15 protein-coding genes are annotated in these 16,492 nt (G+C 73.5%); 10 read left to right on the forward strand and 5 right to left on the reverse strand.

Annotation, left to right across the window (positions count from 1 at the left end):
- Nucleotides 1-153: 153 nt before the first annotated feature.
- The gene (locus ACFV9D_RS23525) at nucleotides 154-1,293 is read left to right on the forward strand and encodes a CaiB/BaiF CoA transferase family protein (protein ID WP_385149469.1); all 1,140 of its coding nucleotides are present in this window, start codon (nucleotides 154-156) and stop codon (nucleotides 1,291-1,293) included.
- Nucleotides 1,290-2,441: an acyl-CoA dehydrogenase family protein gene (locus ACFV9D_RS23530; RefSeq protein ID WP_385149472.1), complete on the forward strand. Its 1,152-nt coding sequence runs from the start codon at nucleotides 1,290-1,292 to the stop codon at nucleotides 2,439-2,441. Before ACFV9D_RS23525 ends, ACFV9D_RS23530 begins: the two co-directional genes overlap by 4 nt.
- A 96-nt stretch (nucleotides 2,442-2,537) precedes the next feature.
- Here ACFV9D_RS23530 and ACFV9D_RS23535 read toward each other — a convergent pair whose 3' ends face one another.
- From ACFV9D_RS23535 to ACFV9D_RS23555, 5 genes are all read right to left on the reverse strand, one after another.
- On the reverse strand, nucleotides 2,538-3,569 hold the full coding sequence (locus ACFV9D_RS23535) for an ornithine cyclodeaminase (RefSeq protein ID WP_385149475.1): 1,032 nt from the start codon (nucleotides 3,567-3,569) through the stop codon (nucleotides 2,538-2,540).
- A gap of 34 nt (nucleotides 3,570-3,603) precedes the next feature.
- Entirely contained in the window at nucleotides 3,604-4,626 is a 1,023-nt protein-coding gene (locus tag ACFV9D_RS23540) for a cysteine synthase family protein (protein WP_385149478.1), read from the reverse strand.
- Between the two features lie 5 nt (nucleotides 4,627-4,631).
- Entirely contained in the window at nucleotides 4,632-5,534 is a 903-nt protein-coding gene (locus ACFV9D_RS23545; RefSeq protein ID WP_385149481.1) for an oxygenase MpaB family protein, read from the reverse strand.
- A gap of 58 nt (nucleotides 5,535-5,592) precedes the next feature.
- Complete coding sequence (locus tag ACFV9D_RS23550) at nucleotides 5,593-6,612, reverse strand: hypothetical protein (RefSeq protein ID WP_385149484.1); 1,020 nt, start codon at nucleotides 6,610-6,612, stop codon at nucleotides 5,593-5,595.
- A gap of 122 nt (nucleotides 6,613-6,734) precedes the next feature.
- Nucleotides 6,735-8,165 carry an aldehyde dehydrogenase family protein gene (locus tag ACFV9D_RS23555; RefSeq protein WP_385149487.1) on the reverse strand — a complete coding sequence of 477 codons (1,431 nt, stop codon included), beginning with the start codon at nucleotides 8,163-8,165 and terminating at the stop codon, nucleotides 6,735-6,737.
- 256 nt (nucleotides 8,166-8,421) lie between these two features.
- Between ACFV9D_RS23555 and ACFV9D_RS23560 the strand changes: the two genes are divergently transcribed.
- The 8 genes from ACFV9D_RS23560 (at nucleotide 8,422) to ACFV9D_RS23595 (ending at nucleotide 16,428) form a co-directional block, all read left to right on the forward strand.
- Entirely contained in the window at nucleotides 8,422-9,201 is a 780-nt protein-coding gene (locus tag ACFV9D_RS23560) for a thioesterase II family protein (protein ID WP_385149490.1), read from the forward strand.
- A gap of 140 nt (nucleotides 9,202-9,341) precedes the next feature.
- The gene (locus ACFV9D_RS23565) at nucleotides 9,342-9,623 is read left to right on the forward strand and encodes a phosphopantetheine-binding protein (RefSeq protein WP_385149493.1); all 282 of its coding nucleotides are present in this window, start codon (nucleotides 9,342-9,344) and stop codon (nucleotides 9,621-9,623) included.
- Nucleotides 9,620-11,035 (forward strand): TrpB-like pyridoxal phosphate-dependent enzyme, encoded by a 1,416-nt coding sequence (locus tag ACFV9D_RS23570; protein ID WP_385149496.1) that lies wholly within the window; start codon nucleotides 9,620-9,622, stop codon nucleotides 11,033-11,035. Before ACFV9D_RS23565 ends, ACFV9D_RS23570 begins: the two co-directional genes overlap by 4 nt.
- Entirely contained in the window at nucleotides 11,032-12,231 is a 1,200-nt protein-coding gene (locus ACFV9D_RS23575) for an acyl-CoA dehydrogenase family protein (RefSeq protein WP_385149499.1), read from the forward strand. Before ACFV9D_RS23570 ends, ACFV9D_RS23575 begins: the two co-directional genes overlap by 4 nt.
- On the forward strand, nucleotides 12,215-13,801 hold the full coding sequence (locus tag ACFV9D_RS23580; protein ID WP_385149502.1) for an amino acid adenylation domain-containing protein: 1,587 nt from the start codon (nucleotides 12,215-12,217) through the stop codon (nucleotides 13,799-13,801). The genes ACFV9D_RS23575 and ACFV9D_RS23580 overlap by 17 nt, the downstream gene beginning before the upstream one ends.
- Entirely contained in the window at nucleotides 13,798-14,640 is an 843-nt protein-coding gene (locus ACFV9D_RS23585; RefSeq protein ID WP_385149505.1) for an alpha/beta hydrolase, read from the forward strand. The genes ACFV9D_RS23580 and ACFV9D_RS23585 overlap by 4 nt, the downstream gene beginning before the upstream one ends.
- Nucleotides 14,627-15,499, forward strand: a complete 873-nt coding sequence (locus tag ACFV9D_RS23590) for an enoyl-CoA hydratase/isomerase family protein (RefSeq protein WP_385149508.1) — start codon at nucleotides 14,627-14,629, stop codon at nucleotides 15,497-15,499. The genes ACFV9D_RS23585 and ACFV9D_RS23590 overlap by 14 nt, the downstream gene beginning before the upstream one ends.
- Nucleotides 15,496-16,428 carry a TauD/TfdA family dioxygenase gene (locus ACFV9D_RS23595; protein ID WP_385149511.1) on the forward strand — a complete coding sequence of 311 codons (933 nt, stop codon included), beginning with the start codon at nucleotides 15,496-15,498 and terminating at the stop codon, nucleotides 16,426-16,428. Before ACFV9D_RS23590 ends, ACFV9D_RS23595 begins: the two co-directional genes overlap by 4 nt.
- Nucleotides 16,429-16,492 lie beyond the last annotated feature (64 nt).

The following is a 16,492-nucleotide window of genomic DNA, read 5'->3' on the forward strand; positions in this document are numbered from 1 at the left end:
CGGCGGCTGGAAGCGGTTCCCTCCCGGGAGGGAACCGGGCGAGGGAGGCAGGAGGCGTGCAGATCGCGTCCAGGCCGGGCCGTCGGGCCATCGATACCGTGCGCCCGGTTTGTGCCCGCGCCCGTCCGGGGGCGGGCCGGAAGGAGTGACACAGTGGAATCGACGGCGGGCCGGCCGGCCCTGGACGGCGTACGGGTCCTCGATCTGTCGAGGCTGCTGCCCGGCGGATTCGCCACGGTGCTGATGGCCGACCTCGGCGCCGACGTGATCAAGGTGGAGAGCCCGGGCGGCGGCGACTACGGCCGGCTGGTCGAGCCCGAGACGTTCGCGGCGCTCAACCGCAACAAGCGCTCGCTCGTCCTGGACCTGCGCACCCCGGCCGGCCGGGAGACCCTGCTGCGCCTGGTGGAGCGCAGCGACGCCGTCGTGGAGAGCCATCGGCCCGGGGTCCTGGACGCCATGGGGCTGGGGTACGCGCGGCTGCGCGAGGCCAACCCGCGGGTGGTGCTCACCTCGATCACCGGTTTCGGACAGCACGGACCCTACGCCTCCCGGCCGGGTCACGATCTCAACTTCCTCGCCCTGTCAGGCTTCTTCGCCGTGCCCCACCGCCCCGGCGAGACCGTCGACCGGGTGGGCCTGCGGGTCGCCGATCTCGCCGGCGCGATGTACGCGGCGCTGTCCACCGCCGTGGCCGTGACCGCGGCCCGCGCCGGCGGGGAGGGCCAGCACCTGGACGTGTCGCTGCACGAGGCGGCGGCCGCCTGGGCCGCACCGCTCGCGCTTCCCCTGCGCGCGCCGGCCGACCCCGCCGACAGTCCGCTGGTCACCGGCGACAACGACGTGTTCACCACGGCCGACGGCGGCCGGATCGCACTGGCCACCTTCGAGGACAAGTTCTGGCTGACCTTCCGCACGGCATTCGCCGCGGAGTTCCCCGAGCTCGACGACGACGCCTACGACCGTCGGGCGGAGCGCACCCGGGCCCGGGTCCTGGTACGGAAGCTGCTCACTGGCGTCTTCGCCCGCCGCGACCTCGCCTGGTGGTCCGCCGCGCTCTGCGGACTCGACGTCCCGTGGGCGCCGGTGTACGAGACCGCGGACGCCTTCCTGGCCGACGCGCACGTCGCCGCCCGCGACCTGGTCGGCACCCTGCCGGGCTCGGCCACCGAGGCCCCGCGCCGCCAGGTCCGCTTCCCGGTGCTGTTCGGTACCGGGCTCGACTCGCTGCGCGCCGCCGCCCCCGGGCACGGCGAGCACACCGACGAGATCCTCGCGGAGCTGAACCGATGAGCGCGCGCCCCGCGTTCGCGGAGAGCGCCGAGCACCGGGCCCTGCGGGAGGCCGTCGCCGAGTTCGCGCGCGGACGCGGTTCCGGTCGCGACCCTCGCTCCCCGCAGGAACTCTGGGCAGAGGCGGGCCGTCTCGGCTACCTCGGCGTCAACCTTCCCGAGGAGTACGGTGGCGGGGGCTGCGGCATCACCGAGCTGTCCCTCGTCATGGAGGAACTGGGGGCGGCCGGCAACCCGTTGCTGATGCTCGTGGTGTCGCCCGCGATCTGCGGCACGGTCATCGCCCGCTTCGGCACCCCGGAGCAGAAGCGCCGGCTGCTCCCCGGACTCGCCGACGGCTCCGCCCGTATGTCCTTCGGCATCACGGAGCCGGACGCCGGCTCGAACTCCCACCGGCTGACCACCACCGCACGCCGGGACGGCACGGACTGGCTGCTCACCGGCCGCAAGGTCTTCGTTTCCGGAGTGGACGAGTCCGACGCCACCCTGATCGTGGCCCGGACCGCGGACGCCCGCACGGGCCGCCTCAAGCCCTGCCTCTTCGTCGTCCCCCGCGACGCACCCGGCTTCGCCCACCACGAGATCCCCATGGAACTCAGCGCACCCGAGCGGCAGTTCGAGCTCGTCCTGGACGACGTGCGGCTGCCCGCCGACGCGCTGGTCGGCGGGGAGGTCGCCGGTCTGGAGCAGCTCTTCGCCGGGCTGAACCCCGAACGGATCATGATCGCCGCATTCGCCACCGGCCTCGGCCGGCACGCTCTGGACAAGGCCGTGGACTACGCCCGCACCCGCCAGGTGTGGTCGGTGCCGATCGGCGCCCACCAGGCCGTCGCGCACCCGCTCGCGCGGATCCACATCGAGCTGGAGCTCGCCCGGCTGATGACCCGGAAGGCCGCCGAACTGTACGACCTCGGCGACGACATGGCCGCGGGCGAGGCGGCCAACATGGCCAAGTACGCCGCCGCCGAGGCATGCGCCCGCGCCGTCGACCAAGCGATCCACACCCTGGGCGGCAACGGCCTGACCACCGAGTACGGCCTGGCGTCCCTGTTGACGCTGTCCCGGGTGGCGCGGATCGCCCCGGTCAGCCGGGAGATGATCCTCAACTTCGTCTCCCACTACACCCTGGGCCTGCCCAAGTCCTACTGACGTGTCCCCGACCGCACACGACCGTGGCCCCGCCGATCACCGGCGGGGCCACGGTCGTGGGGGAGGGCGGTACGGGGGGCTCCGTACCGCCCCGGTTCAGTGGGCCAGGGAGAGTCCGACGCCCTGCTCGACCGCCCGCGCGTACACGGCGGCGGCCAGGGCGATGTCCTGGACTCCCATGCCGAACGGGTTGACGACGATCCGGTCGTCCGGGGCGATGGTCCGCGCGTACTCGCCCGAGAACAGCGCCGGCAGGGAGGCGTCCACCGCCCGGCCGCCCTCGGGGGCGGCGGCCCCCGGACCGGCGACGCGGCCGGCCCGGGCCAGCTTCCCCAGCAGCCGGTGGTCGTCGTCGACCACGAGCTCCCAGTCGTCGACGAACAGGTGGTCGCAGCCCAGCAGCAGGCTCTCCGCCGCGTCGTCCAACGACACGTTGACGAAGGTCCCGCCCGTGGGGACCCAGTCCAGCTCGACGTACGGCTCGGTGGTCGTCGTCGCCGCGACGGTCACCTCGGCGCGCTCGACCGCGGCGCGGGCGTCGCCGGTCACCGTCACGGCGACCGCCGGGTGCGCCGCGCGCCACCGGGCGGCGAGCTCCTCGGCCCGCCGCGGGTCCTGGTCGTGCAGGAAGACCTCCGTGACGCCGGAGCAGGCGTCCGCGAGCAGCTCCCCGTGGACCTCGGCCTGGCGGCCGCAGCCGAGGAAGGCCACGCTTCGGACGGCCGTCAGATCGCGTACGGCGCGCAGTGCGGCGACCGAGACGCCGGCGGTGCGCAGCGCGCTGATCCGGCCGCCCTCCATGATGCAGACCGGCCGGGCGGTCTCCGGGTCGTTGAGCACGACCAGCCCGGCGGCGCGCGGCCGGCCCAGCAGATGGTTGCCCAGCGAGGCGTTGATGATCTTGCAGCCGTAGGAGTCGCGGGACCACGCGGGCAGGATGAGGCTGCGCGCCGACGCCCCGGACGATGTGGTCCAGCGCAGCGCGGCCTCGGGGGTGAGGCCCGCCTCCTTGCGGCGGTAGGCGAGCAGGGTGTCGTGCGCGAGCTCGACGACGGGCAGCCCGGCGCACAGCCGCGCCACGTCGGCGCTGTCCAGATAGGTGATCGTCGAGGGGTCGGGGAGCGTCATCGGTGGTCTCTCTTCGGGGAGTTCGGCAGGACGGTCACGAGGGGTCCTCGGCGCGCATCCGGTGCAGCAGGTCCAGGGCCGTGCGGATCTCCCCGGCGCAGCCGGGCCCGCCGTCGGCCGGGGCGTCGCACAGCTGTGGGTACTTCTCGCCGCTGTCCGGGCAGACGCACGCGATCTCGCGCAGCGACGGGTCGAGCAGCGCCCGGGCGACGGCGGCGAGTACCGCGGCGCCGCCGCTGCCGCCGAGCGAGATCCCCGTCCGCCGGGCGATCAGCGCGCAGGCCGCGGCGGCGGCCTGGTCCGTCAGCCGCACCACGTGATCGACGTGGTGCGGCTCGACGAACCCCGACACCTGCCCGGAGCCGAAGCCCATCAGCTTGAACGGCCGGTCCGCGGGCGCCCCGCCGAGTGCGGAGGAGCCCACGGCGTCGACCGCGAGGACCTGCGTCGCGGGGGAGTGGTCGCGGAAGTACTGTGCGATCCCCGCCAGCGTGCCCCCGGTCGACACGGCCACGGCGACCGCGTCGAACCGGCCGTCCGGCGCGGCCTTCAGCAGCTCCGCCGCGGTCTGCCACTCGTGCACCCCGGGGTTGGCGGGACTCTCGTACTGGTTGGTCCACACGACGTCGGGTCCGGCCGCCACGATCTCCCGCACCGCCTGGAGGCGGGCGCCGAGAGTCCGGCCACCCGGCACCTCGCGCACGGTCACCACCTCGGCGCCGTACCCCTGCATGCGCTCGACGCTGGCGGGCGGCGTGCTCGGCTCCACCACCAGCGTGCAGCCGTAGCCGCGCTCCGCGCAGATGCCGGCGAGCGCCACCCCCAGGTTGCCGGAGGTCGACTCGACCACCCGCATCCCCGGACGCAGCGCCCCGCTGCCCTCCAACGCGTTGAGCAGGGCCTCCGCCGTACGGGCTTTGATCGACCCGAAGGGGTTCTCGGCCTCCAGTTTGAGCCAGAGCCGCACCGTCCGGTCGCCGACCGGGACGACGACCGGACGCAGGGGCGTGTCGCCGATGGCGGCCGGGGGCGCGGCCAGAGCTGTGGTTTCCGTCATGGTGGTCAGTCCTTGAGGCTGTCGACACGGGCCGTCGGCTGGTGCCGCACGGGCGGGACGGTCCGGTGCGGACCGATGTCGGCGAGTTCGTAACCGTGCGGGTAGCCCGGGTACGTCCGCGCGGTCGGCCGGGTCATCAGCCGCGCCATCAGCCGGGGCGCGACGCGCTCGACCCGTGCGTGGCCGCGCACCCCGGCGCGGTGGACGGCCCGCGCCCACAGGGGCGGGGCGGGCATGCCCAGGGCGTCCAGCGCCGGCGCGTCGAGACGGCACGGCAGCGTGGCCGCGACCAGGTCGCTGACCGGGCGGCGGTACCAGGACGCGTAGAGGTTGATGATCTGGGTGCCGACGCGGTGGTTGCTCGCGGCCCGCCGGAAGCGGATCCGCTCGTACTCGCGGTTGAACCGATCGAACGTCGCGTAATCGGTGGGAAGTTCACGGATGTTCATCCGCTTGCCCACGTTCACGAAGAAGTAGAAGGCGGCCAGGCGCTCCGTCTCGGAGGTCCGCCGCCAGGCCCAGCGGTCGATCCACCGCACCGGTTCGAGGACGAACGTCGACAGGACGTACAGCATGTCCTCGTTCGCTATGTCGAACCTGCGGTGCGCCTGGTTGATCTGCCGGATCGCCTGGCGTCCCCGATCGGAGTCGTAGCCGCCGCGCACCAGTTCGCCGAGCAGGATCCGGGTGTCGTCGTACCGCTTCTGCGCTCGCAGGGCGAACTCACCGGTGCCGTCCAGGACGCCGGAGATGGCGGGCACGCAACACGTGCGCCAGATGGCCACTTCGAGACCCCGGCCGTAGTCCCAGGGGAACTCGCTGTCGGAGGAGGTGCGGTGGATCTCCTGGTGGTCCGCTTTCGGGTCGAGGGTCTCCAGATGTCTGAGTGTCGCGTAACGGTCTCGCATGCGTACCCCGTTCACGGTGGGTCAGGGTGGGTCACGGTGGGGGAAGTCGGCCGACGGCCTAGAGCGGGGCGGAGCCCGTGGCGCTGGTGACCTCGGGCCGCGTGGGGTCGAAGCGCAGCGTCTCGAAGCGCCACTGGAGCTGGCCGGTGAGCCAGCTGCGCAGCCCCGCGATGTGGCGCTCAAGGCGGTCCGCCGGGAAGAGCGCGCGCTGCGCGGGCGTCAGGAGGTCCGGGAAGGAGCGGCTGAGTTCGGTGAAGCGGTCGAAGCGGCCCTGGACCATCTCCCCGACGGCGTCCGCGGCGGTCTGCAGGTCCGTGCCGTGCGCGTGCCGATGCACCAGGACCAGGTTGTGCGGGTCGCCGAGGAGTGCCTCCTTCTCGCAGCTGAAGAGGTCGTTGGTCCACAGGTCCGCGTCGGACAGCGCCGCGTTCATCTCGGCGAACGCCGGCAGGGCGTAGATCTCCTCGGGCACCTCGGCGTGCGTGGTGACCTCGATGAGGTCGAGGTACGGCATCAGGGCCCGGCCGCGGTGCGCGATGTACTCGTCCAGCTCCGGGACGCGGCCGGTGAGCCGGTTCTCCGACTCCCAGACGCAGGTGTCGAAGAAGGCCCCGATGTGCGCGGCGAGCCGTCGGCGCCACGTCGGGGAGGTCAGCGGCGTGGTGCGGCGCCACAGTTCGGCGTAGGCCGGGCGGAACACCCGCGTCAGGGAATGGCCCGCCGGGGCCGGGTCGTCGTCGACGGAGCCGTCTTCGGTGAACCAGCCGAGCACCTCGTCGCAGACCTCCCGCAGCCGCTCCGGCTCGGCGCCCAGAGAGGTCTCGTCGAACTGGTCGTCCAGGACCAGCATGCAGCTGATCCAGTCGGTCACCAGCTGGAGCTCCGACGGGCCGGAATGCGGGTAGGCCCGGCCCATCAGGGTGCCGAGCAGGGAGCGCTCGTGGTGGCGGCGGGCCGCCTCGTCGGGGGCGAGGCCGTGGCGGGCCACGAAGGCCCGGGCGCCGGCCTCCGCCCGGTCGGCGTACGGACTGAGCTCCGGGGGGAACTCCACATGGATGTGCGGCATGCGCAGGGACACGGTGTCACCCGTCGTTTCGAGTCGCGGTGCAGGGATCAGGTGCGGGGGTGGGGGGACGCGGAGGGCAGGGGGCGCGGGGGATGGGGGGCAGCGGCGCGGGGGATGCGGGCGGGAACCGGCCGTCAGGCGGGCAGCTGGAGGGACTTGACCTCCTGGAACTCCTGGATGCCGTGACGGCCGAGCTCCCGCCCGATGCCGGACTGCTTGTAACCGCCGAAGGGGGCCGCGGCGTTGAACTTCGCGCCGTTGACGTCGACCTGGCCCACCCGCAGCCGGCGGGCCACCGCCACGGCGCGGTCCGGGTCCGCGGACCACACGGACGCGGCGAGCCCGTACTCGGACCGGTTGGCGAGGGACACCGCCTCGTCGTCGCCGTCGAACGCCATGACGGCGAGGACGGGACCGAAGACCTCCTCGCGGGCCAGCGGCGACGACGGGCTCACGTCCGCCCACACGCTCGGCGCCACGTAGTGGCCGGTGTCCGGCAGCCGGGTCGCGGCGTCCTGCCCGGCGACCTGACGCGCCCCCGAGCGGGCCGCCTGCTCCAGGTGGCCGAGCACGCGCTCCCGTTGTCCGGCGGAGGCGAGCGGGCCGAGCAGTGTGGACGGGTCCTCGGGGTCGCCCGGGACGTAGCCGGCGACGACCGCGCGGGCCACGTCCAGCGCCTCGTCCAGGTGCGCGCGGGGGACCAGCAGCCGGGTGCGGGCGGTGCACGTCTGCCCCGCGTTGTGCAGCGCGCTGCGCACGCCGTCCTCGACGGCGGCGGCGAGGTCGGCGTCCGGCAGCACCAGCGTGGCGGACTTGCCGCCCAGTTCCAGACAGGTCTTCTTGACGGTGCGTGCCGCCGCCGCGCCGACCACGCGGCCGGCCTCCAGCGAACCGGTGAAGGACACCAGGTCGACGCCGTCGTCGACGGTGAGCGCGGCGCCCGCCGTCGTGCCCCGGCCGGAGACGAGGTTGAAGACGCCCGGAGGCAGCCCGATCCCGTCGATGAGCTCCGCGAGCAGGTACGAGGAGAGCGGGGCGAGTTCGCTCGGCTTGAGCACGAGGGCGCAGCCCGCGGCGACGGCCGCGCCGACCTTGGCGACCGCCTGGTGCAGGGGGTAGTTCCAGGGGGTGATGGCACCGACCACGCCGACCGGCTCGCGCACCACGAGGGAGTGCCCGATGCGCTCCTCGGCGGTGGCGGCGGCGAGTTCCGCCACGAAGCCGTCGAGCACCCGCACCGGAAGGCCGGCCTGGACGCGGCGGGAGAACGTGATCGGCGAGCCCATCTCGCGGGTCACGGTCTCCGCCAGCTCGTCCTGGTGCTTCACCAGGGCCTCGCGCAGCGCGGACAGGGCCGCCGCTCGCTCCTCGACTCCCGTCGCCGCCCAGCCGGGCAGCGCCCGACGGGCGGCGTCCACCGCGCGCCAGACGTCCTCGCTGCCGCAGTCCGGGACCTCGCCGATGACCCGCTGGGTCGCCGGGTTCTCGACGGCGATCGTTCCGGTGGCGCGCGGGGCGGTCCACCGGCCGCCGACGTACACCGAGCGCAGAGGTAGAGAATTCATGGCGTGACGGGTCTCTTTCGGCAGGATCGAATGCGTTGAATTCCTCCGGCGGACGGGCGGAGGCAAGGGAATTCACGGCGTGAGGCGAACCACTGTACGAACCTGTTCGAGCCGCGGACTGGATGAATTCTGTATGCGGAACTGCCGCCCGAATCGGGTGGTGACGACCCGGGAAAAGGCGTTAATGTGCGGTGCTTGAAATGCCGGGACACCTGACTTCCCGGCCGTTCGAGAATCCCAGGGAGGCAGGCCGCCAGTGATACCCACCCCGGTACGAGCCAGGAACGCCGCGAGCCAGGAAGGGCGCTGGCTGCGCCGGCTCCGCCCCGTGCCCGCTCCGAGGATCCGGCTGGTGTGCCTGCCGCACGCCGGCGGCACGGCGGGCGCCTTCCGCGACTGGGCGGACGCCCTGCCGGACGACGTGGAGCTCGTCGCGGTGCAGTACCCCGGGCGGCAGGACCGGTTCGCCGAACCCTGCGTCCATGCCATGGGGCCGCTCGCCGACAGCGTCGCGCAGGCGCTGCTGCCGCTGTTCGACCGGCCCGTCGCGCTGCTCGGACACAGCATGGGCGCGGCCCTCGCCTACGAGGTCACGCTGCGTCTGGAGGCGCTGTACCGGGCCAGGCCGCGGCGCCTGTTCGTCTCCGGGCACGGGTCGCCGCTCAGCCCCCGGGGCGGCCGGGACCTCCATCTGCGCGACGACGAGGCCATGGTGGAGGGGCTGCTCGCACTCGGCGGCATGGGCGCCGACGTGGTCGCCGAGCCCGAACTCCTGTCCCTGCTGCTGCCCTCGTTCCGTGCCGACCTCACGCTGATCGAGACCTACCGGCCGGCCGCGGCGCGGCCGGTCACCGTGCCGCTGACGGCGTACGTGGGAGACGCCGACCCGGGCGTGCCCGTCGCGCACGCCGCCGCCTGGTCGGGCATGACGTCCGCGGAATTCTCGCTGCGGGTCTTTCCCGGCGACCATTTCTCCCTAGTGCAGGGCACCGAGATCGTCGCGGACGTCGCCGACATCCTCGCCGGCATGCACTGAAGCCGGCCCCCGCCCGCCGCCTTCCCGCGCAGTACCCGCGCATTCCTCCGAGTTCCGCGCGCATTCTTTCCGCAGTCCACGCGCTGCCCGTGCGCAGTCATCCCGACCCTACGAATTTCCTGTACGAGGAGCCCCGAAAAATGCTGCCCGACGACGTGGCCACGAAGGTTCACGAGATCATGGTCGAAGCCCTCGATCTCCGGCTCGACCCGCAGGACATCGGTCCGCAGATCTCGCTCTACTCGCCGACGATCCAACTCGACTCGCTCAACCTGCTCCAGCTCCTGCTCGCCGTGGAGACCGAGTTCGGCGGCCACATCGAGGACGAGGACGTCATGGAGGCGGACCTCGAGACCGTCGGCGACCTCGTCGAGCTGGTCCGCCGTCACGTCGCCGGCCTGCGGACGGAGACCCCGGCATGAGGGCCGTGCGCAACCAGTACCTGCTCGACGAGGACGACGTCCCCACCCACTGGTACAACATCCTCGCCGACCTCGACGTGCCCGCCTCGGACGTACGCCGGGCCAGACCCGCAGCGCGGCCGGACGGCGACGGGAACGACCGCCCCGAGCCCGCGGACCGCGGGTCGACAGGGGCCAACATCCCGCTGTCCATGTACCGCGGCAGCGTCGGAACCGAGCGCCATGTGAAGATCCCCGACCCGGTGCGCGAGCAGTACCAGCGCTGGCGCCCCACCCCGCTGATCCGCGCCCACCGCCTGGAGCGGGCGCTCGACACCCCCGCCCACATCTACTACAAGTACGAGGGCGCCAACGCCTCCGGCAGTCACAAGCTCAACTCGGCGCTGGCACAGGCCTATTACTACAAGAAGGCCGGGGTCCAGGAGATCACCACCGGCACCGGCGCCGGCCAGTGGGGCACCGCGCTGTCGATGGCGTGCCACGCCCTCGACCTCGCCTGCACCGTCTTCATGGTGAACTGCAGCTACCGTCAGAAGCCCTACCGCCGGGTGCTGATGGAGCTCAACGGCGCCCGCGTCATCCCCAGCCCCAGCGGTACCACCGAGGCCGGCCGCGCCCTGCTCGCCGCTTCGCCCGACGGCGACGGCAGCGTGGCCATCGCCAACGCCGAGGCGCTCGAGTACGCCCGGACCGTGACCCGCGGCGCGTTCTCCGTCGGCAGCGGCGAGAACCACGTCCTGCTGCACCAGACGGTCATCGGCGAGGAGGCCCTGCGCCAGATGGAACTCGCCGGAGAGTTCCCCGACGTGGTCATCGGAGCCATGGGTGCGGGCAGCAACTTCGCCGGCCTCGCCTTCCCCTTCCACCGCGAGAAGCTCCGCACCGGAGCCGCCACGCGGCTGGTCGCCGTGGAGCCCGAGGCGTGCCCCAAGATGACCCGGGGCCGCTACGCCTGGGACTACAACGACTTCTCCGGCACCACCCCCATGACGAAGATGTACACGCTCGGCCACACGTTCGTCGCGCCCGGCGTGCACGCCGGCGGACTGCGCTACCACGGCGCCGCGCCGCTGGTCAGCGCCCTCTACGACCGCGGCCTGATGGAGGCCGTGGCCTACGGGCAGAAGGACGTGTTCGAGGCCGGGGCCTTCTTCGCCCGCACCGAGAACCTGATCCCCGCGCCCGAGTCCGCGCACGCCGTGAAGTGCGCCGTCGACGAGGCCGTGCGCGCCCGCGAGGAGAACCGGCCGCGCGTCATCCTCTTCAACGTCAGCGGCCACGGCCTGCTCGACCTGTCCGCGTACGACCAGTATCTCGCGGGCACCCTGGAGGACCACGTGGTCTCCGACAGCCACATCGCCGCCTCGCTGGCCGGCCTGCCCGCGCTCGACCCGGTCGGCGGCCGCCCGTGAACCTCAGCCCCACCGAGGAACAGACCGCCCTCGCCGACCGGTTCCGCCACCTCGGCGAGGACCTGGGCGCCGACGTCGCGGCCCGGGAACGCACCGGGACGCTCCAGCCCGGTGACTGGCAGCGCTGCGCGGACGCCGGAGTCCTCGGACTCCCGGTGCCCCGCGCGTACGGCGGCCTCGGCCTCTCCCCGCTGACCTGCGCACTCGCCCTGGAGGGCCTCGGCGCGGGCTGCCGCGACAACGGCCTCATGATCGCCCTGGGCGCGCACATCTGGGCAGCGGAGATCCCGCTGCTGCTCTTCGGCAGTGAGGAGCAGAAGCAGCGCTACCTGCCCGGACTGTGCGACGGGCGGCTGATCGGCGCCCACGCCATCACCGAGGCCGGCGCCGGATCCGACGCCCTCTCCCTCGCCGCCACCGCCCGCCGCGACGGCGACCACTACGTCCTGGACGGCGCCAAACGCTTCGTCACCAACGCGCCGCTCGCCGACGTCTTCCTCGTCTACGCGACGGTCAACCCGGCCCTCGGGTTCACCGGCGTCACCGCCTTCCTCGTCGAACGCGGCCAGGAGGGACTCGGCGTCGAGACCCGATTCGAGAAGGCCGGCCTGCGCACCGCGCCCTGGGGCGAGATCACCCTCAGCGGCTGCCGCGTCCCGCTCTCGGCGCGGCTCGGCGCGGAGAAGCAGGGCTCCCGGATCCTCGCCGCCACCATGGCCTGGGAGCGCTCGCTCATCCTCGCCCCGCTGCTGGGCGCCATGGGACGCCAGATCGACGACTGCGTCCGGCACGCGCGTACCCGCGAACAGTTCGGCCGCCACATCGGCAGGTTCCAGTCGGTGTCCCACCGGATCGTCGAGATGCGGATCCGCCTGGACGAGGCCAGGCTGCTCACCCATCGCGCCGCCTGGGACCTGGAGCGAGGTGTCTCCTCCCACTATGCGGAGGCCGCCCAACTGCGCACCAGCGAGTCCGCCGTCGAGACCTTCCTCGACGCCCTTCAGGTGTACGGCGGCCTCGGCTACACCACCGACACCGACGTCGAACGGAATCTGCGCGACGCGCTCGGCACCCGGATCTCCTCCGGCACCTCCGACATGCAGCGGCTGGTGATCGCCGAGAAGCTCGGCCTCGGCACCCGTGCCCGCGCCGCGTCCCCCCGCCCCGCAGGAGCCCGCCATGCGCACGCTGACTGAACTGCTGACCCGCGCGGCGGCCGCCCGGCCCACGGCCGAGGCGGTTCGCCACCGGGGCCGCTCCACCGACTACGCCACCCTGGACCGGGCGGCGACCGCGCTCGCCGCGACCCTCCGCGAGCACGGCGTCCGCCCCGGCGACCGGGTGGGCCTGTGGTTCGGCAAGTCGACCGAGACGATCGTGACCCTGCACGCGATCCTCAAATGCGGGGCCGCCTACGTCCCGGTCGACCCGGCCACGCCCGCCGCCCGCGCCGCCTACATCCTCGACGACTGCGCCGTCCGCTGCCTGGTCACCGACGCGCCGCGGCTCGCCCTGCTCCAGGAGCACGGCGCGCCCGCCGCGCTGCGCACGGCCGTCGTCGTCGGCGACGAGCCGGCGCCGGCCGTGGACCCGGCGATCCGGTGCACCGGCTGGGAGGAGGCCGTGGGCCGCACCCTGCCGGACGGGTTCGCCCCCGCGGCCGTCGGCCCCGACGACCTCGCCTACGTCCTCTACACCTCCGGATCCACCGGAACGCCCAAGGGCGTGATGCTGTCGCACCGCAACGCGCTGGCGTTCGTGGACTGGGCCGTGGCCGAGTTCGGGCTGACCAGCGCGGACCGGCTCTCCTCCCACGCGCCCGTCCACTTCGACCTGTCCGTCTTCGACGTCTTCGCCGCCGCCGGCGCCGGCGCCTGCCTCGTCCTCGTGCCCGAGCACCACAAGGCGCTCGGCCCGGCGCTCAACCGGCTGGTCGCCGAGGAGGGCATCACCGTCTGGTACTCGGTGCCGGGCGCCCTGATCCGGATGCTGGACGCCAAGAACCGCGCCCTGCTGACGGGTTCACGGTTGCGGACGGTGCTGTTCGCGGGCGAGCCGTTCGCGCTCAAGCACCTGCGGCGGCTGCGCGAGGCGCTGCCCGGGGCGGCGCTGCACAACCTCTACGGCCCGACGGAGACCAACGTCTGCACCCACCACCGGGTCACCGACGCCGACCTCGCCCCGGACCGCACCGCGTCCCCGCCCATCGGCCGCCCCTGCCCGTACGCCGAGACCCGTCTCCTCGACCCCGACGGCCGGCCGGTCCCCGACGTCCCCGGCGCCGAGGGCGAACTGTCCGTCGCCGGCGACTCGGTGATGCTCGGCTACTGGGGGCACACCCCGCCCGGCGAGGACGGCGGCGCGTCGGAGACGACGACCCGCACCCACCGCACCGGAGACCTCGTCCGGTCGCTGGGGGACGGCGGCTACCTCTACCTCGGCCGCCGCGACCACATGATCAAGATCCGCGGCTACCGGGTCGAGCCCGAGGAGATCGAAGCCGTCCTCATGCGAATGCCCGCCGTCCACGAAGCCGTCTGTGTCGCGGTCCCGGGCGCCGACGGCGGCAAGGAGCTCGAGGCCCACGTCGTGCCCGCCGAAGGCGCCGCACCGGACCCGGCCGAGCTGCGCGCCCACTGCCTGGCCACCCTGCCGCGCTACATGGTCCCCGCCTCCTTCCACCTCGTCGGCTCCTTCCCCCGCACCTCCACCGGCAAGACCGACCGCCGGGCCCTGGCCGCCCGCCCCCTCCGGGAGGCGGCGTGACCGCCCGCGTGCTCACCCTGCGCTGGCCGAGCCGGCTGCTCGGCCGCGACAAGGGCGTCAACGTCGTCCTGCCCGGCGGCTACAGCGAGCACGGCCCCGCGCACCCGGTGCTGTACCTCCTGCACGGCTACGGCGGCAGCAAGGACACCTGGCTGGTCAACACCAACCTGGTGGACGTGGTCCGAGACAGCCGCACCGTCGTCGTCCTGCCACAGAGCGGGCGCCGCTGGTTCGTCAACGACCACGCGGGGCTGCGGTACGAGGACCACCTCGTCCACGAGCTCGTGCCGGCGGTCGACGCGCGGTTCCACACCCGCGCCGACCGCTCCGGGCGCGCCGTCGGCGGCTTCTCCATGGGCGGGGCCGCCGCGCTCTTCCTGGGCCTGCGCCACCCCGAGGTCTTCGGCGCGGTGGCCTCGCACGCCGGGGCCTTCGAGGCGCCGCTGCGCACCGGGGACCCGTACGCCCGGTTCCGCTCGGACCCCGCCTTCGCCATGCCCACCGTGGAGAGCCACGAACGGGTCTGGGGCCCGCCCGGCAGCGAGACCCGCCGCCGCTACGACCCGTACCGCCTGATCGCACAGGACCGCCGCACCCCACCGCCCGCCCTCTACCTGGACGTCGGGACCGAGGACCACGACCGGATGCGCGCCATGAACCGCCGAGTGCGCGACGCCCTGCGCGAGCGCGGCCACGCGGTCGCGTACCACGAGCGGCCCGGCGGCCACGACTGGCAGTTCGTGGACCGAGCGCTCCCCGCCTCACTGGCCTTCGTCGCCCGCCACACCGAGCCGGCCGCCGCCGCGGCCGCCCTGGAGAGGACGCATGAACGCATCTGAACCGTCGCTCCTGGTCAGCCGGCCCCAACCCGGCGTGGCCGTCGCGGTCCTGAACCGCCCCGCCCGCAGGAACGCCCTGAACGAGGACCTGTTCGCCCGCCTCACGGACCTCTGCGCCGGCCTGCGCACCGACCCCTCCGTACGGGCGCTCGTCCTGACCGGCGCCGGGGACACCTTCTGCGCCGGGTACGACATCGACGAGGTCGGCCGGATCGCCGCGCTGCCCCCACTCGAACTCCTCGCCCTGCTGCGCCGCCAGGCCGAGGCGATCACCGGGCTGCGAAGCCTGCCGCAGACCGTGATCGCCGCCGTCGACGGCACCGCCGTCGGCGCAGGACTGTCGCTCGCGCTCGCCGCCGACATCCGGCTCGCCGCGCCCGGGGCCCGGTTCCGCGCCTCGTTCGTGAAGATGGGGCTCTCCGGCGGCGACATGGGCGCTTCCTGGCTGCTGCCCCGGCTGACCGGTCTCGGCTTCGCCTCCGACATGATGCTCAGCGGCCGGTTCGTGGCCGCCGACGAGGCCCTCGCCCGCGGTCTCGTGAGCCGGGTGGCCGCCCCCGGCGAGCTGTCCGACGCCGCGCTCGCCCTCGCCGCCGAGATCGCCGCCAACAGCCCCGTCTCGCTGGCCCTCACCAAGCAGGTGCTCCAGGCCAACATCGACGCGCCCTCACTGGAGGCCGCCCTGGAACGGGAGGCCCCCGTCCAGGTCGTCGCCGCCCACTCGCCGGACGTCCGGGAGGCGGTGGCCGCCTTCCGGGCCCGGCGCGCCCCCGACTTCGGCGGTGCCGGCCCGACAGACACCCAGCACGCCGACGACGCGACGTCGCCGGCGGCCCACTCCGAAAGGACACCCGCATGACCACCGAGAACGCCTGGCAGCCCCGGATCCTGCGCCCCGCCGACGTGGGCGCCGACGCCAGTCCGCAGGGCCTGGAGGAGTACCTGCGCGGCGCCGACGTCGGCCGGCTCCTCGCCGAGGAACGGGCCGTCTTCTTCCGCGGGTTCGGCATCACCGCCGACACCTACGACGGCGCCGCCGACCTGCTGCTGCAGAACCGGCTGGCCTACGTCCACGGCAACTCGCCGCGCACCAAGGTGGGCCGGAACCTCTACACCTCCACCGAGTACCCGGCCGAGTTCGAGATCTCCATGCACAACGAGATGTCGTACGCGCACGCCTGGCCCTCGCGGATCCTGTTCTACTGCGACGTGGCGGCGGCCACCGGAGGGGCGACCCCGCTCGTCGACGGCCGGCTCTGGCTGGAGTCCATCGACCCGGAGATCCGCGCGGCCTTCGCCCCCGGCGTGCGGTACACCCAGAACCTCCACGACGGCATGGGCTTCGGCAAGAGCTGGCAGGCCACCTTCGAGACCGAGGACCGGGCCGAGGTCGAGGCGTTCCTCGACGGCGCCGAGGCCGAGTGGAGCTGGCAGCCCGACGGCACCCTGCGGGTCAGCCAGCTGCGCCGCGCGACCCTGAACCACCCGGTCACCGGGACCGAGGTCTGGTTCAACCAGGCCGACCAGTGGCACATCGCCGGACTCGGCGACGACGCCGCCGCGCTCGCCGAGCTGATCCCCGAGGACGAGCTGCCGCAGAACGCGTTCTTCGCCGACGGCAGCCCCATCCCGGCCGAGTACATCACCCACGTCCAGGAGGTGGGCATGAAGACGGCCGTGGACGTCGCCTGGGAGGTCGGCGACCTCCTGCTCGTCGACAACGTCGCGGTCGCGCACGGCCGCCGGGCGTTCACCGGTCAGCGCCGGATCCTGGTCGCGATGGCCTGATCCGCCGCTCAAGCCTCGAAGGGCCGGCCCGATCGGGCCGGGCCATCGGGGCTTTACGCCCGAC

It is taken from the genome of Streptomyces sp. NPDC059875 (assembly GCF_042731085.1).
GTDB lineage: Bacteria > Actinomycetota > Actinomycetes > Streptomycetales > Streptomycetaceae > Streptomyces.